At 38.4% G+C, this 19,670-nt stretch carries 12 protein-coding genes and 3 pseudogenes; 13 read left to right on the plus strand and 2 right to left on the minus strand.

Going from position 1 to position 19,670, the window contains the following annotated elements; translation table 11 throughout:
* Positions 1-27 precede the first annotated feature (27 nt).
* The 7 genes and pseudogenes from rdgB (at position 28) to H3Z85_14650 (ending at position 12,165) form a co-directional block, all read left to right on the plus strand.
* On the plus strand, positions 28-609 hold the full coding sequence (gene rdgB / locus H3Z85_14620; protein ID QPQ53906.1) for an RdgB/HAM1 family non-canonical purine NTP pyrophosphatase: 582 nt from the start codon (positions 28-30) through the stop codon (positions 607-609).
* A 127-nt stretch (positions 610-736) separates the two neighbouring features.
* Positions 737-1,651, plus strand: coding sequence for a ribonuclease Z (locus H3Z85_14625; GenBank protein QPQ50661.1), 915 nt, complete (start codon positions 737-739; stop codon positions 1,649-1,651).
* A 9-nt stretch (positions 1,652-1,660) separates the two neighbouring features.
* Positions 1,661-2,428 (plus strand): TIGR02757 family protein, encoded by a 768-nt coding sequence (locus H3Z85_14630; protein QPQ53907.1) that lies wholly within the window; start codon positions 1,661-1,663, stop codon positions 2,426-2,428.
* Positions 2,429-2,439: 11 nt separating this feature from the next.
* Positions 2,440-2,997: a DUF1003 domain-containing protein gene (locus tag H3Z85_14635; protein ID QPQ50662.1), complete on the plus strand. Its 558-nt coding sequence runs from the start codon at positions 2,440-2,442 to the stop codon at positions 2,995-2,997.
* Positions 2,998-3,211: 214 nt separating this feature from the next.
* A pseudogene (locus H3Z85_14640) lies at positions 3,212-5,576 on the plus strand (T9SS C-terminal target domain-containing protein).
* A gap of 168 nt (positions 5,577-5,744) precedes the next feature.
* Complete coding sequence (locus H3Z85_14645) at positions 5,745-9,335, plus strand: choice-of-anchor L domain-containing protein (protein ID QPQ50663.1); 3,591 nt, start codon at positions 5,745-5,747, stop codon at positions 9,333-9,335.
* A gap of 470 nt (positions 9,336-9,805) precedes the next feature.
* Positions 9,806-12,165, plus strand: a pseudogene (locus H3Z85_14650) (gliding motility-associated C-terminal domain-containing protein).
* 117 nt (positions 12,166-12,282) lie between these two features.
* Here the strand turns inward: H3Z85_14650 and rsmA are convergent.
* A complete protein-coding gene (gene rsmA / locus H3Z85_14655) occupies positions 12,283-13,053 on the minus strand; it encodes a 16S rRNA (adenine(1518)-N(6)/adenine(1519)-N(6))-dimethyltransferase RsmA (GenBank protein QPQ50664.1) in 771 nt (256 codons plus the stop codon).
* Between the two features lie 91 nt (positions 13,054-13,144).
* Between rsmA and H3Z85_14660 the strand changes: the two genes are divergently transcribed.
* From H3Z85_14660 to H3Z85_14685, 6 genes and pseudogenes are all read left to right on the plus strand, one after another.
* Positions 13,145-14,044, plus strand: coding sequence for an FtsX-like permease family protein (locus H3Z85_14660; GenBank protein QPQ50665.1), 900 nt, complete (start codon positions 13,145-13,147; stop codon positions 14,042-14,044).
* Positions 14,045-14,046: 2 nt separating this feature from the next.
* On the plus strand, positions 14,047-14,343 hold the full coding sequence (locus H3Z85_14665; protein QPQ50666.1) for a DUF3098 domain-containing protein: 297 nt from the start codon (positions 14,047-14,049) through the stop codon (positions 14,341-14,343).
* Between the two features lie 89 nt (positions 14,344-14,432).
* Positions 14,433-15,251 carry an undecaprenyl-diphosphate phosphatase gene (locus H3Z85_14670; protein ID QPQ50667.1) on the plus strand — a complete coding sequence of 273 codons (819 nt, stop codon included), beginning with the start codon at positions 14,433-14,435 and terminating at the stop codon, positions 15,249-15,251.
* Between the two features lie 26 nt (positions 15,252-15,277).
* Positions 15,278-15,977: pseudogene (gene truB / locus H3Z85_14675) on the plus strand (tRNA pseudouridine(55) synthase TruB).
* A gap of 29 nt (positions 15,978-16,006) precedes the next feature.
* Positions 16,007-16,729, plus strand: a complete 723-nt coding sequence (gene rluF, locus H3Z85_14680) for a 23S rRNA pseudouridine(2604) synthase RluF (protein ID QPQ50668.1) — start codon at positions 16,007-16,009, stop codon at positions 16,727-16,729.
* 260 nt (positions 16,730-16,989) lie between these two features.
* Positions 16,990-18,213, plus strand: a complete 1,224-nt coding sequence (locus tag H3Z85_14685; protein QPQ50669.1) for a hypothetical protein — start codon at positions 16,990-16,992, stop codon at positions 18,211-18,213.
* 89 nt (positions 18,214-18,302) lie between these two features.
* Here the strand turns inward: H3Z85_14685 and H3Z85_14690 are convergent, their stop codons facing one another.
* Positions 18,303-19,583, minus strand: a complete 1,281-nt coding sequence (locus H3Z85_14690) for a helix-hairpin-helix domain-containing protein (protein QPQ50670.1) — start codon at positions 19,581-19,583, stop codon at positions 18,303-18,305.
* Positions 19,584-19,670: the final 87 nt, after the last annotated feature.

A 19,670-nucleotide genomic window follows, 5' to 3' on the forward strand; every position in this document is an offset into this window, starting at 1 on the left:
AGCTAAAAAATAAAATTGAAAATGAGTATAGATATGGAATTATTGGTAGCTACACACAACGAGCATAAAAAAGAGGAAATTCAGCAGATTCTAGGCGGTGATTGTATCGTAAAAAGCCTTACAGATTATGATATTCATGAGGAAATCGTAGAAGACGGAGATTCTTTTCATGCCAATGCTTTAATTAAAGCAAAATACTGTTTTGAAAAGACAGGAATTCCAAGTTTAGGGGATGATAGTGGTTTGGTGGTAGAGTCTCTGGACGGAAGACCGGGAATATTCTCAGCACGATATGCCGGAGATCATGATTTTGCTAAAAACATTGAGAAAGTTTTGGAGGAAATGCAGGGCATAGAAAACAGAAAAGCATATTTTGTTACCGTTTTATGTTATTATGACGAAAATGGAGCTCAATACTTTGAAGGCAGGGTTCATGGAAATTTACTTACCGAAAACAAAGGATTGAAGGGCTTCGGATATGATCCTATTTTCGTTCCGGAAGGATACGACAGAACTTTTGCAGAAATGAATCCTGAAGATAAAAACAAAATCAGCCACCGCAAGCAGGCATTAGATTTATTTATGGATTTTCTGAAAGTAACAGATTGAAAAATTAAATACCATTCAACAAGCTGATCATTCCCCTTCTGCAACAGGTAAAACTCTGATCTGACGGGGGAGATTAGTCTTCTTTCTGATAAAATTTATTGTACATTTGTTATCCTAAACTATTGATTTGAGTACTTATTTAACGATATTAGGCTTTAATTCGGCAATTCCGACGATCAATTCTTCCCCCACAGCACAGCTGCTTGAGATGGAAGAAAGGCATTTCCTGATCGATTGCGGAGAAGGAACACAGGTTCAGCTGCGAAAAGCAAAAGCAAGATTTTCAAAAATCAATCATATCTTTATTTCCCATCTTCATGGGGATCACTGTTTTGGCCTTCCGGGGCTTATTGCTTCTTTCCGTCTTCTGGGAAGAGAAAACCCTTTGCATGTTTACGGTCCCAAAGGAATAAAAAAGATGATGGAAACTATTTTCCAGATTACAGAAACACACCGCGGTTTTGAAGTGGTGTATCATGAGCTGGATAAAGACTACTCCGAAAAAATTTATGAAGACAACAGGGTAGAGGTGTACACCATTCCTTTAGATCACAGAATCTATTGCAATGGGTATCTGTTTAAGGAAAAGCCTAAAGACAGGCATCTTAATATGAAGGAAATTGCCAAGTACAGCGAAATTGAAACTTGTGACTACCACAATATAAAAGCAGGAAAAGATTTTGTTTTAAGCGACGGTTATGTCCTTAAAAATGAAATACTGACTGTAGATCCGGCCCCGTCGGTATCTTATGCTTTCTGCAGTGATACCCGTTATCTGGAAAGTGTACTGCCGATTATAAAAAATGTGACCGTATTATATCACGAATCCACTTTTCTGCATGACCTGAAAGAAATGGCAGATTATACAGGACATACCACAGCTTTGGAGGCTGCCACTATTGCACAGAAAGCTCAGGTCGGGAAATTAATTTTAGGACATTTTTCCAATAGATATGCTGATCTGACAGTATTTACCGATGAAGCCAGAACTGTCTTTCCAAACTCATTCTTACCGAAAGCTTTGGAAAGTGTAAAAATTTAACTCAATATGCTGAAATTTGAAGAACTGAGAAGTTTTCTTGATGAAAAAGCAGATCAATATAACGCTCCGGATTTTGTTGAAAATGATCCCATACAGATTCCGCACCGTTTTTCATTAAAACAGGATATTGAAATAGCCGGATTTCTGGCTGCAACCATTTCCTGGGGAAATAGAAAGTCGATTATTAAATCTGCAGATAAAATGCTGGATATCATGGGAAACTCACCCTATGATTTCGTACTGAATTATTCTGAAAAAGATTTGAAAAGTCTTGAAGATCAAAGTATTCACAGAACATTTAATGGGCAGGATTTTTCTTATTTCATTAAACAGTTTCACAGGATTTATAATGAAAATGAAAGCCTGGAAAATTTATTTAAAGTAAAAGATCCGGAAGACAATTTTTACCATGCTATTGAAAGGTTCAGAAGTAATTTTCTGGAAGTTGAAAAACACAGAAGCCATAAACATATTAGCTCGCCATATAAAAATTCCTCCGCCAAAAGAATTATTATGTTTCTGAGATGGATGGTTCGAAAAGATAAACGCGGAGTGGATTTCGGAATCTGGGAAAATATAGACCAAAAATACCTTTCGATTCCTTTGGATGTACATACAGGGAATATTTCCAGAAAGTTAGGCTTGGTTTCAAGAACGCAGAATGACTGGAAGACTGTAGAAGAACTGGATGTAGCAATCCGGAAGTTTGATGAGAAGGATCCTGCAAAATATGATTTTGCCCTGTTTGGATTGGGAGTAACTAAGGAATTATTGTAAAAAAACATAGGATGAAAAAATATAACGAGAAAACAGAAATTCTTGAAAAAATAGCAGATAGTATTACCTCTTGGATAGGCTCCATTCAATCGCTGATTGTACATACGCTGCTTTTTATGACTTCGTTTCTGCTTCCGATGGTGAATCTGGTTTCATTTGATAAAATGTTACTGATTTTAACCACTGTACTTTCCCTGGAAGCAATATACCTGGCCATCTTTATCCAGATGTCTGTAAATAAAAGTCACGAAAAAATTGAAGATATCCAGGAAGATATTGAAGAGATCAGTGAAGATATTGAAGATATTCAGGAAGATATCGAAGAGATCAGTGAAGACATTGAAGAAATCAGCGAAGATATTGAGGAGATCAACGAAGACATTGAAGATATCCAGGAAGATATTGAAGAGATCAACGAAGATGAGGACGAAGAACATCATAATGAAAGAGCAAAAAATGTCATCCTGAAAAGTAACGTAAGCTCGAATAAAAACGAAATAAAATCTTTAAAAGATATCATCAACAAGCTCCAGAACGAAATTGAACAGTTGAAAAAAAATGAAGACTAGAATATACCGGAGATAAATTATTGTAATGAAACATGAAAAACAGATCTTTTTATTGGGATCTGTTTTTTATTTGGGGGATTTTATCTGGTCATTTGCGAAAATTGTAAAAATAAAAAAGATTTATTGCTGATAATTGTGTTGGAATAGAGATAAAGCAGGTTATACATTGAAATGTTACGAATAATTTTGTTACATTTGGACAAATGAAAACAAAATGTTAAACTATAGATTAAAAAGCTACTTTTTTTCTTTTCATATTTTTATTGACTTCAGTTTCTGTACTTTCGCAGACTGCACCCAACAGAAAAGTGTCGAAAATAAAACCTTCTGCTGAAAGCTTACGGGCAGGAGCATTTATTGATGTAAATGTGGCGTCATATCCTCCTTCAGGATACTCTCCCGCACAGCTCGTTACCGATGTTTTAATCAATGGAGGAACCACCTGTACAACAGCGAGCGTTACCAATGTTACGGTAAGTCCTAATCATGCAGTAGATAATGCCAATAGATTTTGGGGATACTTCCATAAAGGCACCACGAATTTTCCTTTTACGGATGGAATCGTATTAACAACAGGACAAGCAAAAGAAGCAGGGAATTCCTTTATCAATATGCTCAGTAAGAGTGTAGGGACGGGAAGCGATCCTGATCTTGTGGCAGCTACAGGTAATACCTCCACATTGAATGATGCCGTAGCTCTTGAATTTGACTTCGTTCCCAACTCAACCCAGGTGAAGTTTAATTATATATTCGCTTCCGAAGAATATGAGCCGACGAATGACTATCCTTGTACAGGATTTTCTGATGCTTTTGCCCTGCTATTAAAGAAAGCGGGAGATCCTACCTACACGAACTTAGCTATTTTACCGGGAACAGCAGGGCCGGTAAGCGTTACCAATATTATTCCCGGAGGAAATGTGTTCAATTGCGGACCAGTGAATGATGCTTATTTTGCAGGAATGAACAGCCCTCACCTTCAAGTTAATTATTACGGAAGAACAATTCCGTTAACAGCCGTTGCTGATGTTATTCCGGGTCAGACTTATCACTTTAAAATGGTTTTGGCAGACGCCATTGATACCGGACACGATTCGGCAGTTTTCCTGGAAGGAGGTTCCTTCGATATCGGGATCAAAATTGTAGATGAAGCAGGAGCAAGTTTGCCGGGAACAATTAATATGTGCGACAATACCCCGAAAGTATTAAAGGCTCAGGTAGCTGCAATTCCGGGTATGACTTTCCAGTGGTATAAAGATGGCGTTCTGATTCCGGGAGCAACCAATGCTACATATACTGCCGTTGCACCGGGAGTGTATACGGTAAAGGTAATGATACCAGGGAACAACTGCCCGGGAGAAGCTTCCATTACCATTGTGGGAGGAACAAGCCCTACCGTACATGATGCTGTACTTAAGCTTTGCTCAACTCCGGCTCTTACTACTTTTAACTTGGAAGATGCAAAACCCCTTATCAGTACCACTGCCGGTGCCGTATTTAAGTTCTATGCCACCCAGGCAGATGCACAAGCTCAAAATAACAATAATATCACCAACCTCACCAATTATAGCGGAACCGACGGGCAAATACTATACGTACTTGTTTCCAACGGTGCTTTTTGTAGTAAAATAGCTACTTTAACATTAAGAAAAGAGGAAACCCCTGTTGCCCTGCTTACCGCCCCGAGGTTAAAAATATGCGCAGGAGAATCAGTATTATTAACTGCTTCAGGAGGGGTAACCTATCAGTGGGGAGATTCATCAAGTACAGGAGCAATCAGAACCGTAAGCCCAACCCAGACGACAACGTACACCGTGTATGCGATCGGCGCACAAGGATGTAAGTCTTTACAACCGGCTCGGATCACAATCGAAGTGATACCTGCTATTGTCTCCAATGTAAAAGGAGGATATATTTGTAGAGGAGATAAAATTCTTCTGGATGCCGGTTCCGGCCCCGGATATACCTACCAGTGGAGTACAGGCGAAACAAGCCAGACAATCACGGCGGATACTCCCGGAGAATATTCCGTTACTATAAGCAATGGAACATGTTCTAAAGAGTTTAAAGCGCAAGTTATACAAGCCGTTATTCCACAAATTATAAAAGTGGATTATAACGATAAGGGAATGATGGTTCTTACTGCAAGTAATCCTAGTAATGGTACTTTGGAGTATTCGATAGACAATGGCTCTACATGGCAGAGTTCCAATGTATTTACAAATGTACCTCCTAATAAAGTTATTTCCATTCGTGTGAAAGTTAAATTTACCAGTTGTGAAGGTTTCCTTGAGTATTTTACATTTGTCATGAGAAATGTGATTACCCCGAATGGAGATAATATTAATGATATCATTGATTTTAGAGGAGTTAGTAATTATAAAGATTTCCAAGGTCAGATTTTTGACCGCTATGGAAAAGAAGTGTTTAAAGCCGAAAAAATCAGACCCTATTGGGATGGCTTTTTCCAGGGTAAACGCTTACCGACCTCATCATATTGGTATCAGATTACTTTTGAAGATCCGGCGAGTAAACAACTCACCGTGAAAACCGGATGGATTCTGCTTAAGAATATAGAATAATTTTAAGTAATGATTAAAAGACTGACTATTTTGTCAGTCTTTTTTTGTTATATTGAGAAAAATTAAGTTGATATCCTACGATAAATAAATTTGCGTTAGTAGCAATGTAAATTATGTTAAGTTGAATTTCAATCAAAAAAATAGTATTTTTGTTTAAAATAATATAAAATGTTAAATAGGAGGACGGAAAATTTATTTTTAGCGTTATTTTTTGCTTTTGTAGGATGCTTCGCTCTTGCCCAAAACAGAGAAAGAACAGCAGTAGCCGTAAAACCTACTGCTGCCTCAATGAGAGCCGGAAACTTTATTGATGTCAATGCCCTCAGTTATCCTGAATCCAGCTACAATATTACCCAACTGGTAAAAGACGTGCTGATCTCAGGAGGAGGATGCGCTACTTCCAATGTAAGCAATGTAACAGTGTCTCCTAATTTACAACCTACCAACCAGAATCGGAGCTGGGGATACTTTAATAAAGCCACTACAAATTTTCCTTTCAGTAAAGGAATTATTCTCTCCACAGGATATGCCTATAAAGCAGGAAATACAAATTACCCGGATCTGAGCGATGCTTTGGGAACCGGAGGCGACAATGACCTGGCAGCCGCATTAAATATTCCGGCTACAGACCTGAGAGATGCTACCTACATAGAATTTGACTTTGTGGCAGCTTCAACAGAAATTACATTCAGATATTTATTTGCATCTAAAGAATATCAGCAGAATTTTCCGTGTACTATTACCGATGGATTTGCACTCCTGTTAAAAAAAGTAGGTGATCCTACTTATACGAATCTTGCGATATTACCCGGAACGGCAGGGCCGGTAAGTGTAACGAATATTCACCCGGCTTACCCAAATTGCGGGCCAAAGAATGAAGCATACTACGGAGGTACCAACACCGCTCAGATCGAAACCAATTTTAATGGACGTACAATTCCGTTGACGGCAAAAGCTACTGTTGTACCGGGACAGACGTATCATTTTAAAATGGTGCTGGCTGACTATCAGGATCCTAATTTTGATTCCGCTGTATTTCTTGAAGCAGGATCATTCGATATTGGAGTTAAGATTTTAGATCCGGCAGGAGTACAGCTTCCGGCTTCTGTGAATATGTGTGACAATACTCCACAGACTTTCACAGCCTCTGTTCAGGCTCCTAACGTTACCTATCAATGGTTTTTAAATAACAATCCGATTAATGGAGCAGTGAATGCCAGCTATACGGCAACACAACCCGGTGTTTATTCCGTTAAAGTTTACGTTCCCGGAAATAGCTGTCCTGGTGAAGCCACTGTTACTGTCGTAGGCGGAACTTCCCCCACTGTGCAGAATGCTACTTTGACTGCTTGCTATGCAGCAGGAAACGCTACTTTTAATCTACAATCAGCTCAGGGATCTATCAGTACTACGCCTGGAGCCGTGTTTTCATATTATGCAACATTGGCAGATGCCAATGCAGGGAATACCAATACCATTCCGAATCCTACAGCATATCCGAGTCCGGGAGGTCAGACGGTATATGTAAGGGTGAGAAACGGATTCTGTGCTAAAGTGGCAGAACTCCAGCTAATAAAAGCTCCGCAGATGACAGGATCTATCGTACCTCCGGTCGAACTGACATGTACCAATTCCCAGATTACCCTGGATGCTTCAGCTTCAGTATATCCTGCAGGAGCGACTTTTAACTGGACAACAACCGGAGGAAATATTGTTTCCGGAGGGAATACTCTCAATCCTGTTATCAATGCTCCGGGTACCTATACTTTAACTATAACAAAAACATATCAACCGGGAGATGTTACCTGTACAGCAGTGGCCAATGTAACTGTTACCGGAGATAGTGCACCCCCAAATACAGGACTTACTGCTACAAAAATAAAGATATGCAAAGGTGAATCTGTAACATTAACTGCAACGGGCGGAGTTACTTATAATTGGGGAGGTGGGCTTACAGGAACAGGAAATACCCAGACTGTTTCACCTACCGTTACCACCACATATACTGTGACAGCAGTAGGGGCCAATGGATGTGTCTCTCAAAATCCCGGGACGATTACCATTGAAGTATCAGAACCATTTACAGCACAAAACGCGATATTACACAAATGTTATCAACCCGGGCTGGTATATGATCTGACAGAAGCTCAGCCCCAGATAACAACCGCTACAGGTACTATCACTTTTGTATATTATGTAAATCAGGCAGATGCTAACGCTGCCAATGGTAACTTTATAGCGAATCCTACTTCATACTCACCACCGGGTGGAAATCAGACCATATTTGTTTTGGTGAGCAACGGAGGATGTAGTTATGTGGTTTCTTTACAATTGTTGAGAACTGCTGAAACCACATTGACGATTGCAGCACCACAAACAGTGACTTGTACCACTCCGCAGGTGACATTAAACGCTTCTGCGTCTGTAGTTCCTCCGGGATCTACCATTAACTGGACGACAACAGGAGGAACCATTGTTTCAGGAGGAACAACGCTTTCTCCAGTGGTAAGTGCCGGAGGGACCTATACTTTGACAGTTACCAATGTCTCCCAACCCGGAAATCTAAGCTGTACCTATACCACAAATGTGACTGTACAGGAAGATAGGGTGGTTCCTGTAGCTGCCCTTGTGTCATCGCAACCTCGTATATGTGAAGGTGAATCAGTTACATTAACGGCTTCAGGAGGGGCTACCTACAACTGGGGGAATGGTCTTACCGGAAATGGTAATACCCAGGTTGTCTCCCCGACAAATACGACGGTATATACCGTTTTTGCCGTAGGAGCGAACGGATGTATTTCCGCTACTCCCGCTACAGTTACGGTTCAGGTAGGACCTCCTGTTGCAGGAATTGCAGCTTCTAAAACAAAAATATGTGCCGGAGAATCGGTTACACTTACCGCTACCGGAGGTATTACTTATAATTGGGTAGGTCTTACCGGAAACGGAAACACTCAGGTGGTAACCCCTCCAGTAGGTACAACTACTTATTCGGTATATGCTTTAGGAGGAAACGGATGTAGTTCGCTGGCTCCTGCGACAATCAGTATAGAAGTCGTTCCAGCTATTGTCTCTACACTAAAAGATGTCTATGCCTGTGCCGGCGACAATGCAGTATTAGATGCAGGGCCCGGAGTGAATTATACCTACCTTTGGAGTACAGGTGCTACGACTCAAACGATAACAGTGAACACTGCCGGAACCTATTCTGTAACGATTAGTAACGGGGTATGTTCTCAGGTATTCTCAGCCCAGCTGATTAACCCTGATTTACCACAGTTTACCAATGTTGTTTATGAAAACCATGTTCTTACGCTTACGGCAAGTAATCCAACTAACGGAACACTGGAATATTCTATTGATGGAGGGCTGACATGGCAACCGTCCAATATATTTACCGGACTCCTTAATAATACCAACTATCGTTTAATGGTAAGGGTTAAAGATGCCAAATGCGGAACTTCACTTGATTACTTTACATTAATTATCAATAATGCGATTACCCCTAATATGGATGGCATCAATGATACGATAGATTTTACGGGAATCAGCGGATATAAGAACTTTGCAGCTTCTATTTTCGACAGATATGGTGCAGAAGTCTTTAAGGCTACAAGGAATGATGCCGTCTGGAGAGGATCGCTAAGAGGTTCGAATTTGCCTACCGGTACCTATTGGTATAGAGTACAGTGGGAAAACCCGGCAAGTAAAAGGCTTGAGGAACGCTCAGGTTGGATACTCCTGAAAAATAGAAACTAAATCAGTATTAAAATATAAAAACAATAACAAAATCTTTCAGAAATGAAAGATTTTGTGGTTTAAAAAGTAAACCATTCTCTATTTTTATGATTTGGATAGGAGGCTGATGTATTTGACATAATGACTTGTTATGAGAAAATATTATCATTTTGTCTGATCCTTTTATTCGTTACGATTTTATATATACCAATTCCCTGGCGAAGGGCAACTGGAGGAGAATACGGATCAGAAATGTTCGGAAGAGCGGGAACTTTTATAGATGTTAATACCCCGGATATGACATGGTTGATGTATACTTTTTATACTAGAAATCAATTGCCGGAAACTATCCGGAATCTTTCATTTTAAAAAAATATATATTCATGGGTTTTATTCATTAGTGCTTTATATTTTTATTGTTTTGTTGTAAAAAAGTTAAATATGTATATGGTATATTCAAAAAAAATTAAATTTGTTGAAACAAAAATATTATGATAAGAAACCTACCGTTTTGTCTATTTTTTTTAGTCGTATCAACCTTCTTATTTTCACAAACACCCCAACCAAGAAAAGCTGTCAAGGAACATAAATCCTCATTATCCGCAAGGGCAGGGAATTTCATTGATGTAAACGCTCCAGCTTATACAGAAACAACTTACAATATTGAAAAATTAGTAAAAGATGTTTTAATTTCCTCCGGAACCAATACCTGTGTGACCCCAAATGTGAGTAATGTAAAAATTACTCCTAATCATGCAGTAGGTGATGCAGACAGAGCATGGGGATATTTTAATAAAGCAACAACGAATTTTCCTTTCAAAGATGGTATTATTCTTTCAACCGGATATGCGAGGAAAGCAGGTAACAGTTTCGAAAGTTTTACCCTGGGAGATACCAATGGAGGAGGTTCTGATGCTGATTTGGCACAGGTTATCGGTGTTCAGGAAAGCAGATTGAATGATGCTGTATTGCTGGAATTTGACTTTGTACCTACTACTACTCAGATTAAATTTAATTACTTAATTGCATCTGAAGAATATACCGGTTCTTTTCCCTGTACCTTTGCAGATGCTTTTGCAATTTTGTTGAGGCCTACATCGGGAGGACCTTATGTAAATATGGCAGTACTGCCCAATTCAGCAGGGCCTGTAAGTATTACCAATATTCACCCTGCAGTACCGGGATCATGTGCTGCTGTTAACGAACAGTATTTCGGAGGGTACAATACCGCCAATATAGAAACTAATTTTAACGGAAGAACAGTGCCGCTTACTGCAACCGCTACTGTAACGGCAGGGCAGCAATATCACTTTAAAATGGTGATTGCAGATTATAGTGACCATAATTACGACTCTGCTGTATTTTTAGAAGGTGGATCATTTAATATAGGGGTAGAACTTTTAGATCCTAGTGGTGCGCAATTACCTTCTGATATCAATGTTTGTGACAATGTACCTCAGGTAATCACAGCATCTGTAAGCGATCCGAACTTAGTATATCAGTGGTTTCTTAACGGAACTCTTGTTCCTGGAGCCAATACCAATACAATTACGGCTACACAACCGGGAACATATACTATTGAAGTAAGCGTTCCGGGGAACCCCTGTCCCGGTAAGGCCAGTATAGAAATTCACGGAGGATTTACGCCTCAGGCCAACGATGCAACATTGCTTTTGTGTACGACTCCTGATATAACAACTTTTGATCTGGAAGCCGTAAAGCCGTCGATCAGTACAACGGCAGGAGCGGTTTTCAAATTTTATGAAAACCAGGCTGATGCTACTGCACAAAATAATAACTACATTCAAAATTTATTGAATTATAATGGTAATGACGGACAGATTCTGTACGTTGTCGTTTCGAACGGTGGGTTCTGTAGCAAAATGGTAGAACTTAAATTATTAAAAGAAGCAACGCCGACGGCAAAATTGAAAACTTCCAAAATAAAAATCTGTCCCGGCGAATCTGTAACGCTTAGTGCTGAGGGAGGGAATACCTATTTGTGGAGTAACTTTTCAGGAACAGCAGATACCCAAACGGTTACTTTGTATCAGACCACGGTATTCACCGTGTATGCCATAGGAACAAAAGGTTGTAAATCTTTGAATCCTGCTACGATCAGAATAGAAGTCACTCCGGAAATTACTTCTCCTTTAACGGATGTTGAAATGTGCGTAGGAGATATCGTTACCCTGGATGCCGGAGCTGGTCCCAATTATAAGTACCTATGGAGTACAGGAGCTACTACCCAGAAGATCAATGTAGACCAATGGGGAATTTATACAGTGGAAATTGATAATGGCATCTGTAAAAAGGTTTTCCCTGTAAAAGTGATGGCTGCCGCAAGGCCTTATGTTACAGCAGTAGATTATCAAAGTTCTAAAAGACGCTGACGGTTATTGCCGAAAACCCTCCGATGAATAATACACCAAGTACTTTGGAATATTCTATTGATAATGGAGTTACCTGGCAACAGTCTAATATATTTGCCAATCTTTTAGATAATCTGAACTACACTATCTTAGTAAGAAGAGTAGGAACACATTGTGTAGGAACTTTTGATTTCTTTACACTGCAAATTAATAATATCATTACCCCGAACAACGATGGGATCAATGATGTGCTGGATCTCACTTCTCTTGGACAGTTTAAAAACTTTACGGGTTTAGTATTTGACCGTTATGGTGTAGAGATATACAGATTCTCAAAAGACAACCCAATCTGGGATGGAAGTGTGGCAGGTAAGAAGCTCCCTACAGCGACCTATTGGTACAAGTTTAATTTTGAGTATCCGAAATCCAAAACCCAGATGAACTGGTCCGGATGGATTATGCTGAAGAACAGAGAATAAACAGGATATGTGAAAAATAAATTAAAGCCTTTCAACTCAGTTGAAAGGCTTTAATTTTATATGATTAAACAGTTCTTACTTCCCTTTAGGAAATTCCTGATGAAGAACCTTTATACTTTATGGATTTTCTTTCCAGAGGTTGGCGAAATGGATAAAGTCTGATACGCTAAGTTCTTCCGCTCTTTTATCTAAAAACTCGTGTCCCTTTAATGCTTCAGGAATATTTAAAATTTTTAGGGCATTAGAAAGTTTTTTTCTTCTCTGGTTGAAACCTGCCTTTACAATCTGCTTAAAGAGAACCTCATTACCTGCAAGACCTTCTTTTGGATTTCTGGTCAGTCTGATCACTCCCGATTTTACTTTAGGAGGAGGATTGAAGACGTTTTCATGTACCGTAAACATATAAGAAACGTCATAATAGGCCTGTATCAGTACGGAAAGAATACCATAGTCTTTAGTTCTTGGTACTGCAGCAGTTCTTTCAGCAACTTCCTTCTGGAACATACCAACCATTTCCGGGATGAGTTCATAATGGTCAACGATCTTGAATAAGATCTGGGAAGAAATATTATAGGGGAAATTACCGATAATGGCAATCTGCTCCTTTCCGATAAAATTAAAGTCCTGCTTCAGAAAATCTCCTACAAAAGTATTTTCCGTAACCTTTGAATAATTTTTTTTCAGATATTCGATGGACTCTGTATCGATTTCAGCCAGGTAAATGTTCTGATCTTTTTCCAGCAGATATTTGGTAAGAACTCCCATTCCGGGACCAACTTCCATAATGTTATTATAGTTCTCAAAACTAAGACCTTCTACAATTTTTCTTGCGATGTTTTCATCTGTCAGAAAGTGCTGGCCGAGATGTTTTTTTGCTTTTACACTCAAGGTTTTTTATGATTTTATTAACAATGATTTTCTTTATTTCGTCCCAAATTTCGGAAGATTTTTTCTATTTTAGCCAAAAATTTTAATATTAATGGCTAAATCTGTAGATGAGTTTAATAAGAAAAGGCTTCGGTCCAGCAATATTACAGTAGTGATAAGTATTGCCTTAGTGTTATTTTTGTTAGGGTTAATGGGGCTTATTTTAATCAATGCCCAAAAGTATTCTGACTATATCAAAGAGCAGTTGGTGGTGAACGCCTACTTTGATGAAAATTATGACGCTAAAGATTCTGTAAAAATTGCAAAACTAGAGGAAGAAACTTTTAAAAAGATCCAGACGTTAGCTCCTGTAAAAAAAGCAACCTATATTTCAAGAAGTATGGCTGCCAAGGAAGCCAAGAAAAGTATGGGAATCGATAGCGATGCGTTATTTGAAGAAAATATTTTCCCTTCGTCCATCGAAGTTGCTTTGAAACCGGAATATGTTGACCCGACCAAAATTGATGAAGCAATCAAAGTCATCAAGTCCGTTCCGGGAATTATTGATGTGAAGAATGACAGCACGCTGATGGTAGACGTTTACAATAACCTGAGCAGGATCTTAAAATGGATCTTAGGGTTTTCTATCCTGTTTTTAGTATTGGCTGTCGTATTGATTAATAATTCAATCCGTCTGAAAATATTCTCCAAGAGATTTATTATTAAAACAATGCAGCTTGTGGGAGCAAAAAGAAGATTTATTCTTAAACCTTTCATTATCGAAGCCGTTGTTTTAGGAGCAATTGGATCAGTAATAGGTCTTTTGGCATTATTCGGTGTTTGGTATTACTTTACAAATCAGATCGGATCTGCATTTGTACAGGATAACCAGCAATATGTTTGGTTGGTGCTGCTGGTACTGGGCGTAGGTATTTTTATTACCGTCCTAAGTACTATCATTGCAACATGGAGATTCTTAAAATCAAACGTTGACGATTTATATTACTCTTAACAATGAGCAAAAAAACAAATAATTTTTCCGCTTCAAATTTTGGAAATGAAGCAGAAGCACCCCAGGAAAATACCTTCTATTTCGGAAAGGAAAACTTCAAATGGATGCTGATCGGACTGGCATTTATCGTTGTAGGATTCCTCCTGATGATGGGACCTGATGCCAATACGGTAGACGGTAAATTTGATCCGAACTCATGGAATGACGATATCTTCTCAATCAGAAGAATCAGGATAGCACCTTTATTCGTTGTCATTGGATTTGTGATAGAAGTTTACGCGATCTTAAAAAGGAAATAAAATAAAACGTATACGAAGAGATTAAGAGATCAGGAAATTTGGAACATTCTAAATTTCCGAGTCTCTTAATCTTTTACATTTTAAAACATATGGATTTAATCAAAGCAATTATCATTGCCATTGTAGAAGGGCTTACAGAATATCTTCCTATTTCTTCTACTGCACATATGGGATTCACAGCGAATCTTATGGGTCTGGAAGAAACAGAATTTTTAAAAATGTTTCAGGTTTCCATTCAGTTTGGAGCCATCCTTTCTGTAGTGGTAGCCTACTGGAAGAAGTTTTTTGATCTGAATAATATTAAGTTTTACTACAAACTGGCTTTTGCGGTAGTTCCCGCGTTGGTTTTGGGATATTTATTTGATGATAAAATTGAGGCTGTTCTGGGCAATCAGATTGCTATCTCTTCGGTGTTGGTACTGGGAGGGGTGGTGTTGCTTTTTGCAGATAAATGGTTTAAAAATCCTAAAATTGATGACGAAAAAGGAATTACTATCAGAAATGCTGTGACCATCGGATTTTGGCAATGTCTGGCCATGATGCCGGGAACAAGCCGTAGTGCAGCCTCGATCATCGGTGGGATGGCACAGGGACTTACCAGGAAAGCGGCGGCTGAATTTTCATTCTTCCTCGCAGTTCCTACGATGCTGGCGGTAACGGTATATTCTGTTTTTGTTAAAACATGGGGCAAAGAAACTCCAAATCCGCAGAAAGGTTACGAAATGATTATGGCTTCACAAGATCACATCATGATTTTTGTAATAGGAAATATAGTCGCATTTATTGTCGCTTTGATTGCTATCAAGGCCTTTATTGGAGTCCTTAACAAGTATGGTTTTAAACCCTGGGGATGGTACCGTATCTTTGTGGGGGTAGCTTTGTTGATCTATTTTTATTTTTTTAAATAAGAGGTTTTTCTTTTATATCTCCACACATGACTGCTGAAGAACTGAAATCAGGATACATTTTTTTATTAGACAAGCCTTTAGACTGGACTTCCTTTCAGGCTGTCAATAAAATGAAATATAAACTTAAAAGGGAATTTGATCTTCCTAAAAAATTTAAAATAGGCCACGCCGGAACTTTAGACCCGAGAGCTACAGGACTTCTTATCGTGTGCTGTGGTAAATTCACAAAAAAAATTCCTGAGATTCAGGATGCTCCCAAAGAATACTGGACAGAGATTAAAATAGGAGTGCAGACAGAATCTTACGATACCGAGAAACCGGAAATTCTTCATCAGGATATTGCCCATATTTCGGAAGAACATGTGACGGAGGCTTTAGAAAAATTCGTAGGAGAGATTGAGCAAAAGCCGCCAATTTATTCCGCTATTAAAATTGACGGTGAAAGAGCCTATAATCTGGCCAGAGCCGGAGAGGAAGTAGAAATGAAGTCCAGAAAAACAACCATTTACTATATCCGGGGTATTAAAATAGATTTTCCTTTGATAAGCTTTACGGTGGGATGTGCAAAAGGTACGTACATCAGAAGCCTTGCTCATGATATAGGACAGGAATTGGGAGTAGGGGGCTTACCTGACGCAATTGAGACGTACCAAAATCGGTGATTACGCCATTGAAGATGCTACAGACCAGTTTTTAAATAATGATTACAGATTCGAAGGTTTATAAAAAAATAATCGATCGTATTACAGAGACTAATGGAAAAGACACGTATCAATAAATATTTATCAGAAGTTGGCTACTGTTCAAGAAGAGCAGCAGATAAACTTTTGGAAGAAGGAAGGATCAAAATAAACGGAAAAATTCCTGAGCTGGGAACAAAAGTATCCGATGAGGATCTTGTAGAAGTAGACGGAAAACCAATCAGAGAACAGCAGGAAAAACCTGTATATATCGCTTTTAATAAACCTGTAGGGATTGTTTGTACTACGGATACAAAACGTGAAAAAAATAATATTGTAGATTATATTAATCATCCTCAAAGAATTTTTCCGATCGGAAGGCTCGATAAACCCAGTGAAGGCTTGATTCTTTTAACAAGTGACGGTGATATCGTTAATAAAATTCTGCGTGCCCGGAATAATCATGAGAAAGAATATCTTGTAAGGGTAGACAAACCTCTTACACCAAGATTTTTGGAAAAGATGAGAAACGGGGTTCCTATTTTGGATACGGTAACCAGGAAGTGCGAGGTCGAGAAAATTGATGAAATGAATTTCAGAATCATCCTTACACAAGGGCTAAACAGGCAGATCCGTAGAATGTGTGAATATCTCGGATATGAAGTGAAAAAGCTGAAAAGAATCCGTATCATGAATATTAAACTTGATCTTCCCATCGGTAAATGGAGAGACCTTACGGAAGAAGAACTGAATACTTTAAACAGTCTTCTTACAGACTCCAGTAAAACATTCGATTAATGTTATATAATTAGCAACCTATATATGATAAGCAGGAATATTTTCCTGCTTATTTTTTATAGTCTGTACTGAATGTATCTGTTGTTATGAGGTGATTCCTGTTTTTGTTTACTCGATATAGAATGAAAAGTTTAAACATTCAGGTATCAATATTCCAGGCTTTTAATTTTGAAACCTCAATTAAATATTCACTATTTTGTGTAATATTTTCGTTGTTTTACAATTATTTGTTATTTTTATAAAACAAATAATTGAAAACCATGAAATTAAAATTTAACAAAGTTCCCTTGTTTATCAGCATTCTGATCATATTTTCCAATTGCCAAAACGATAATCACCCCGAAATTCCTCATGACACTGCTTTTTATATTGATTATAGAAGCCTGACAGGGCAGCCGGATGGAATAGCCGTTATAGAGCTTGATCCCGATGCTCCGGATTTTGGTAACATGAGTAGTAAGCTGGAATTAGGTATTGGTGTTCTGCCTCATCATCTCTATTATAACCAGAATGCAAATAAATTGTATACCACGGCATTAGGCGGCAGTTATCTCTATCAGATAAAAACCGAAAAAGACAAAATAGGACAACCAAAATTAGTAAGCGCTTCCCCCATTGATACAGGAGAGAATACGGTAGGGGAAAATTTATTTTTTACCGGTGACGGACGGTTCTTTATGACCTTTATGGGAGGTGCAGGAGGACCAAAAGACGGCAGTGTCGGAGTTTTTAATGCCAATACCAATCAGCTTATTAAAACAATCAAAGCACCCATTCAGGAAAATCCCAATAAATTTATAATGTATCCGCACGGTATTTCAATTAATGAAGAAAAGGGATTAATGATGGTATCCTCCACCATCCACCCGGATCTTACCACAGGAATGGGAAACACCTGTACCTTATTGGATCTGAATACCTATGAAATAAAGGAGACCTATCAGGTAGCAGATTCTCCGACAGACCTGTCAGCTCCTGTTGAAGTCTTATTATTGCGTGGGAAATTTCCACAATATGCCCTTGCCACTACAATGCTTGGAGGTGATATCTGGATTGCCCCGTACAACTCCACCACCAAAAAATATGATGCTTTTACCAAAATATTTGACGGAAGTACGCAAGGTTTAGGCTGGACTCTTGAAATGTATATTGATGATAACAGCAGGCTTTACGTAAGTTTTGCAGATCCGGGAAAAGTCCTGGTCTTTGACATCAGTAATCTTCCGCAACTGAAACTTTTAAAGACCCTTACGGCAGATAAAGGAGCACATCATATGGTTTTCTTTAAAACCAAAAAAGGAAAAGAAGTTGTAGCAGTACAAAATAATCTTCTGAATATTCCTAACTTAAATTCCGGTACCATTAGTGTCATTGAAATTGAGACCGGAAAAACATTAGGTACAGTCGATTTACGTAAGCGATATGGAATACTGCCTGAATCCATCGAAGGAACCAACGGTCCGAGCAATTATATGCATCACTAAATTTTTGAATATTGTGGTAATGTTCTGATCTGAATTCCGGGTAAAATATTTTACCCGGAACTCAGATTATTCTCCCATACTGAATGATTTTATTTTAGGTATAATCTCATTCTTTCCTCATATTCAGGCTTTAGTTTCAGGAACTTCCATATTTTTTTATCATCGAAATTACTGATCCTGTAGAATATGATTTTTTCGGCAGAATATTTAAAATACGGGTGATTTTTAAGCCAGTCTTCTGGAGCGTCCGCTAAAGTATATTTAGCAACAGCCGAAGCATCCAGCGGAGCAATACTGAGCAATTTCTGAACGGTTTCTTTGTCTATATTATAAGTGTCCAGAATCTGTTGCTTATTGACGAAACCACCCAATTTCTTCCTGAATCCTATCATGGATCCGGCACTTTTCTCATCCAGACCAAATTCTATCAGCTGTCTAAAAGTAATTGAATTAAGATCAGTTTTTGAAAAATCTGTTTTCTGTTGCTGATTATTTTCTCTTTTCTCAGGAATAGGAGTGAGCTTAATGTAGGGCCTTAATTCTTCAAATTTCTCAGGTGATATTACAAAGCATTTTTGTAAATCTTCTGCGTTTTTAAAGCTGCCATGCAGGTTTCTGTCCCGATAATTTACAATAGTTGTAGCTTGTTTTTCCGAAAAACCAAGGGCTTTCCATCCTTCCAGATTTAAACTGTTGGGATCAAATGAATGGTAGGCTATTTTACTTTTTCCCGGATAATTTCTTGAAATATTTTTGAAGTTCTCGGGAGTTTTCACCGGTAGCATTAAATAAGGTTCCAGCTTTTTATAATTGTCCGCAGAGATGATAAAACACTCTTTAAACTTTTCTTTACTGATAAAGCTTCCTCCAAGATAATTTTTATACTTTAAAATTGCCTCTGCCTGCTTCTCGCTAAAGCCCATTTTTATCCAGTCACTTCCGGAATACTGATCAGGATTAAATGTATGGGCAACAGCAATGGCGCTTTTTTCAAAATTTTTAAATTGTTTTGCCGAAGATTCCTTACCGGTTTCCGGAAGCAAGATGAATGATTCTATTTCTCGGAATTTTTCGTCTGAAATAGCATAACATTTTTTCAATTGTTCTTTTGAAGTAAATGCTCCGCCCACAATATCCTTGTATTTAAGAATTGTGGATGCCTGTTTTTCAGAAAACCCAAGGGCCTGCCATTGTGTACGATGTAAAGCATTGGGATCAAATTTTGTGAATGCAGTGGAAGCTGAAGAATTCATGATGAAGTTAACCTCAGGGAAAGGTTCCTTTTCCCTGCTCGTATATTGCTGATAGACCAATAAAACTGTCAGCAGCATTATCATAAATGCTAATTTTTGGTAATAGCTTTTTCTCATTATAAAGTAAACTTACCAATAAAACAAAAGTATAGCAATGGGAAGATATAAATTGGTTGAGTTTAGAATATAATTGAGTAAACTTCC

The organism is Chryseobacterium indologenes (genome assembly GCA_016025055.1).
Taxonomy (GTDB): Bacteria; Bacteroidota; Bacteroidia; order Flavobacteriales; family Weeksellaceae; genus Chryseobacterium; species Chryseobacterium indologenes.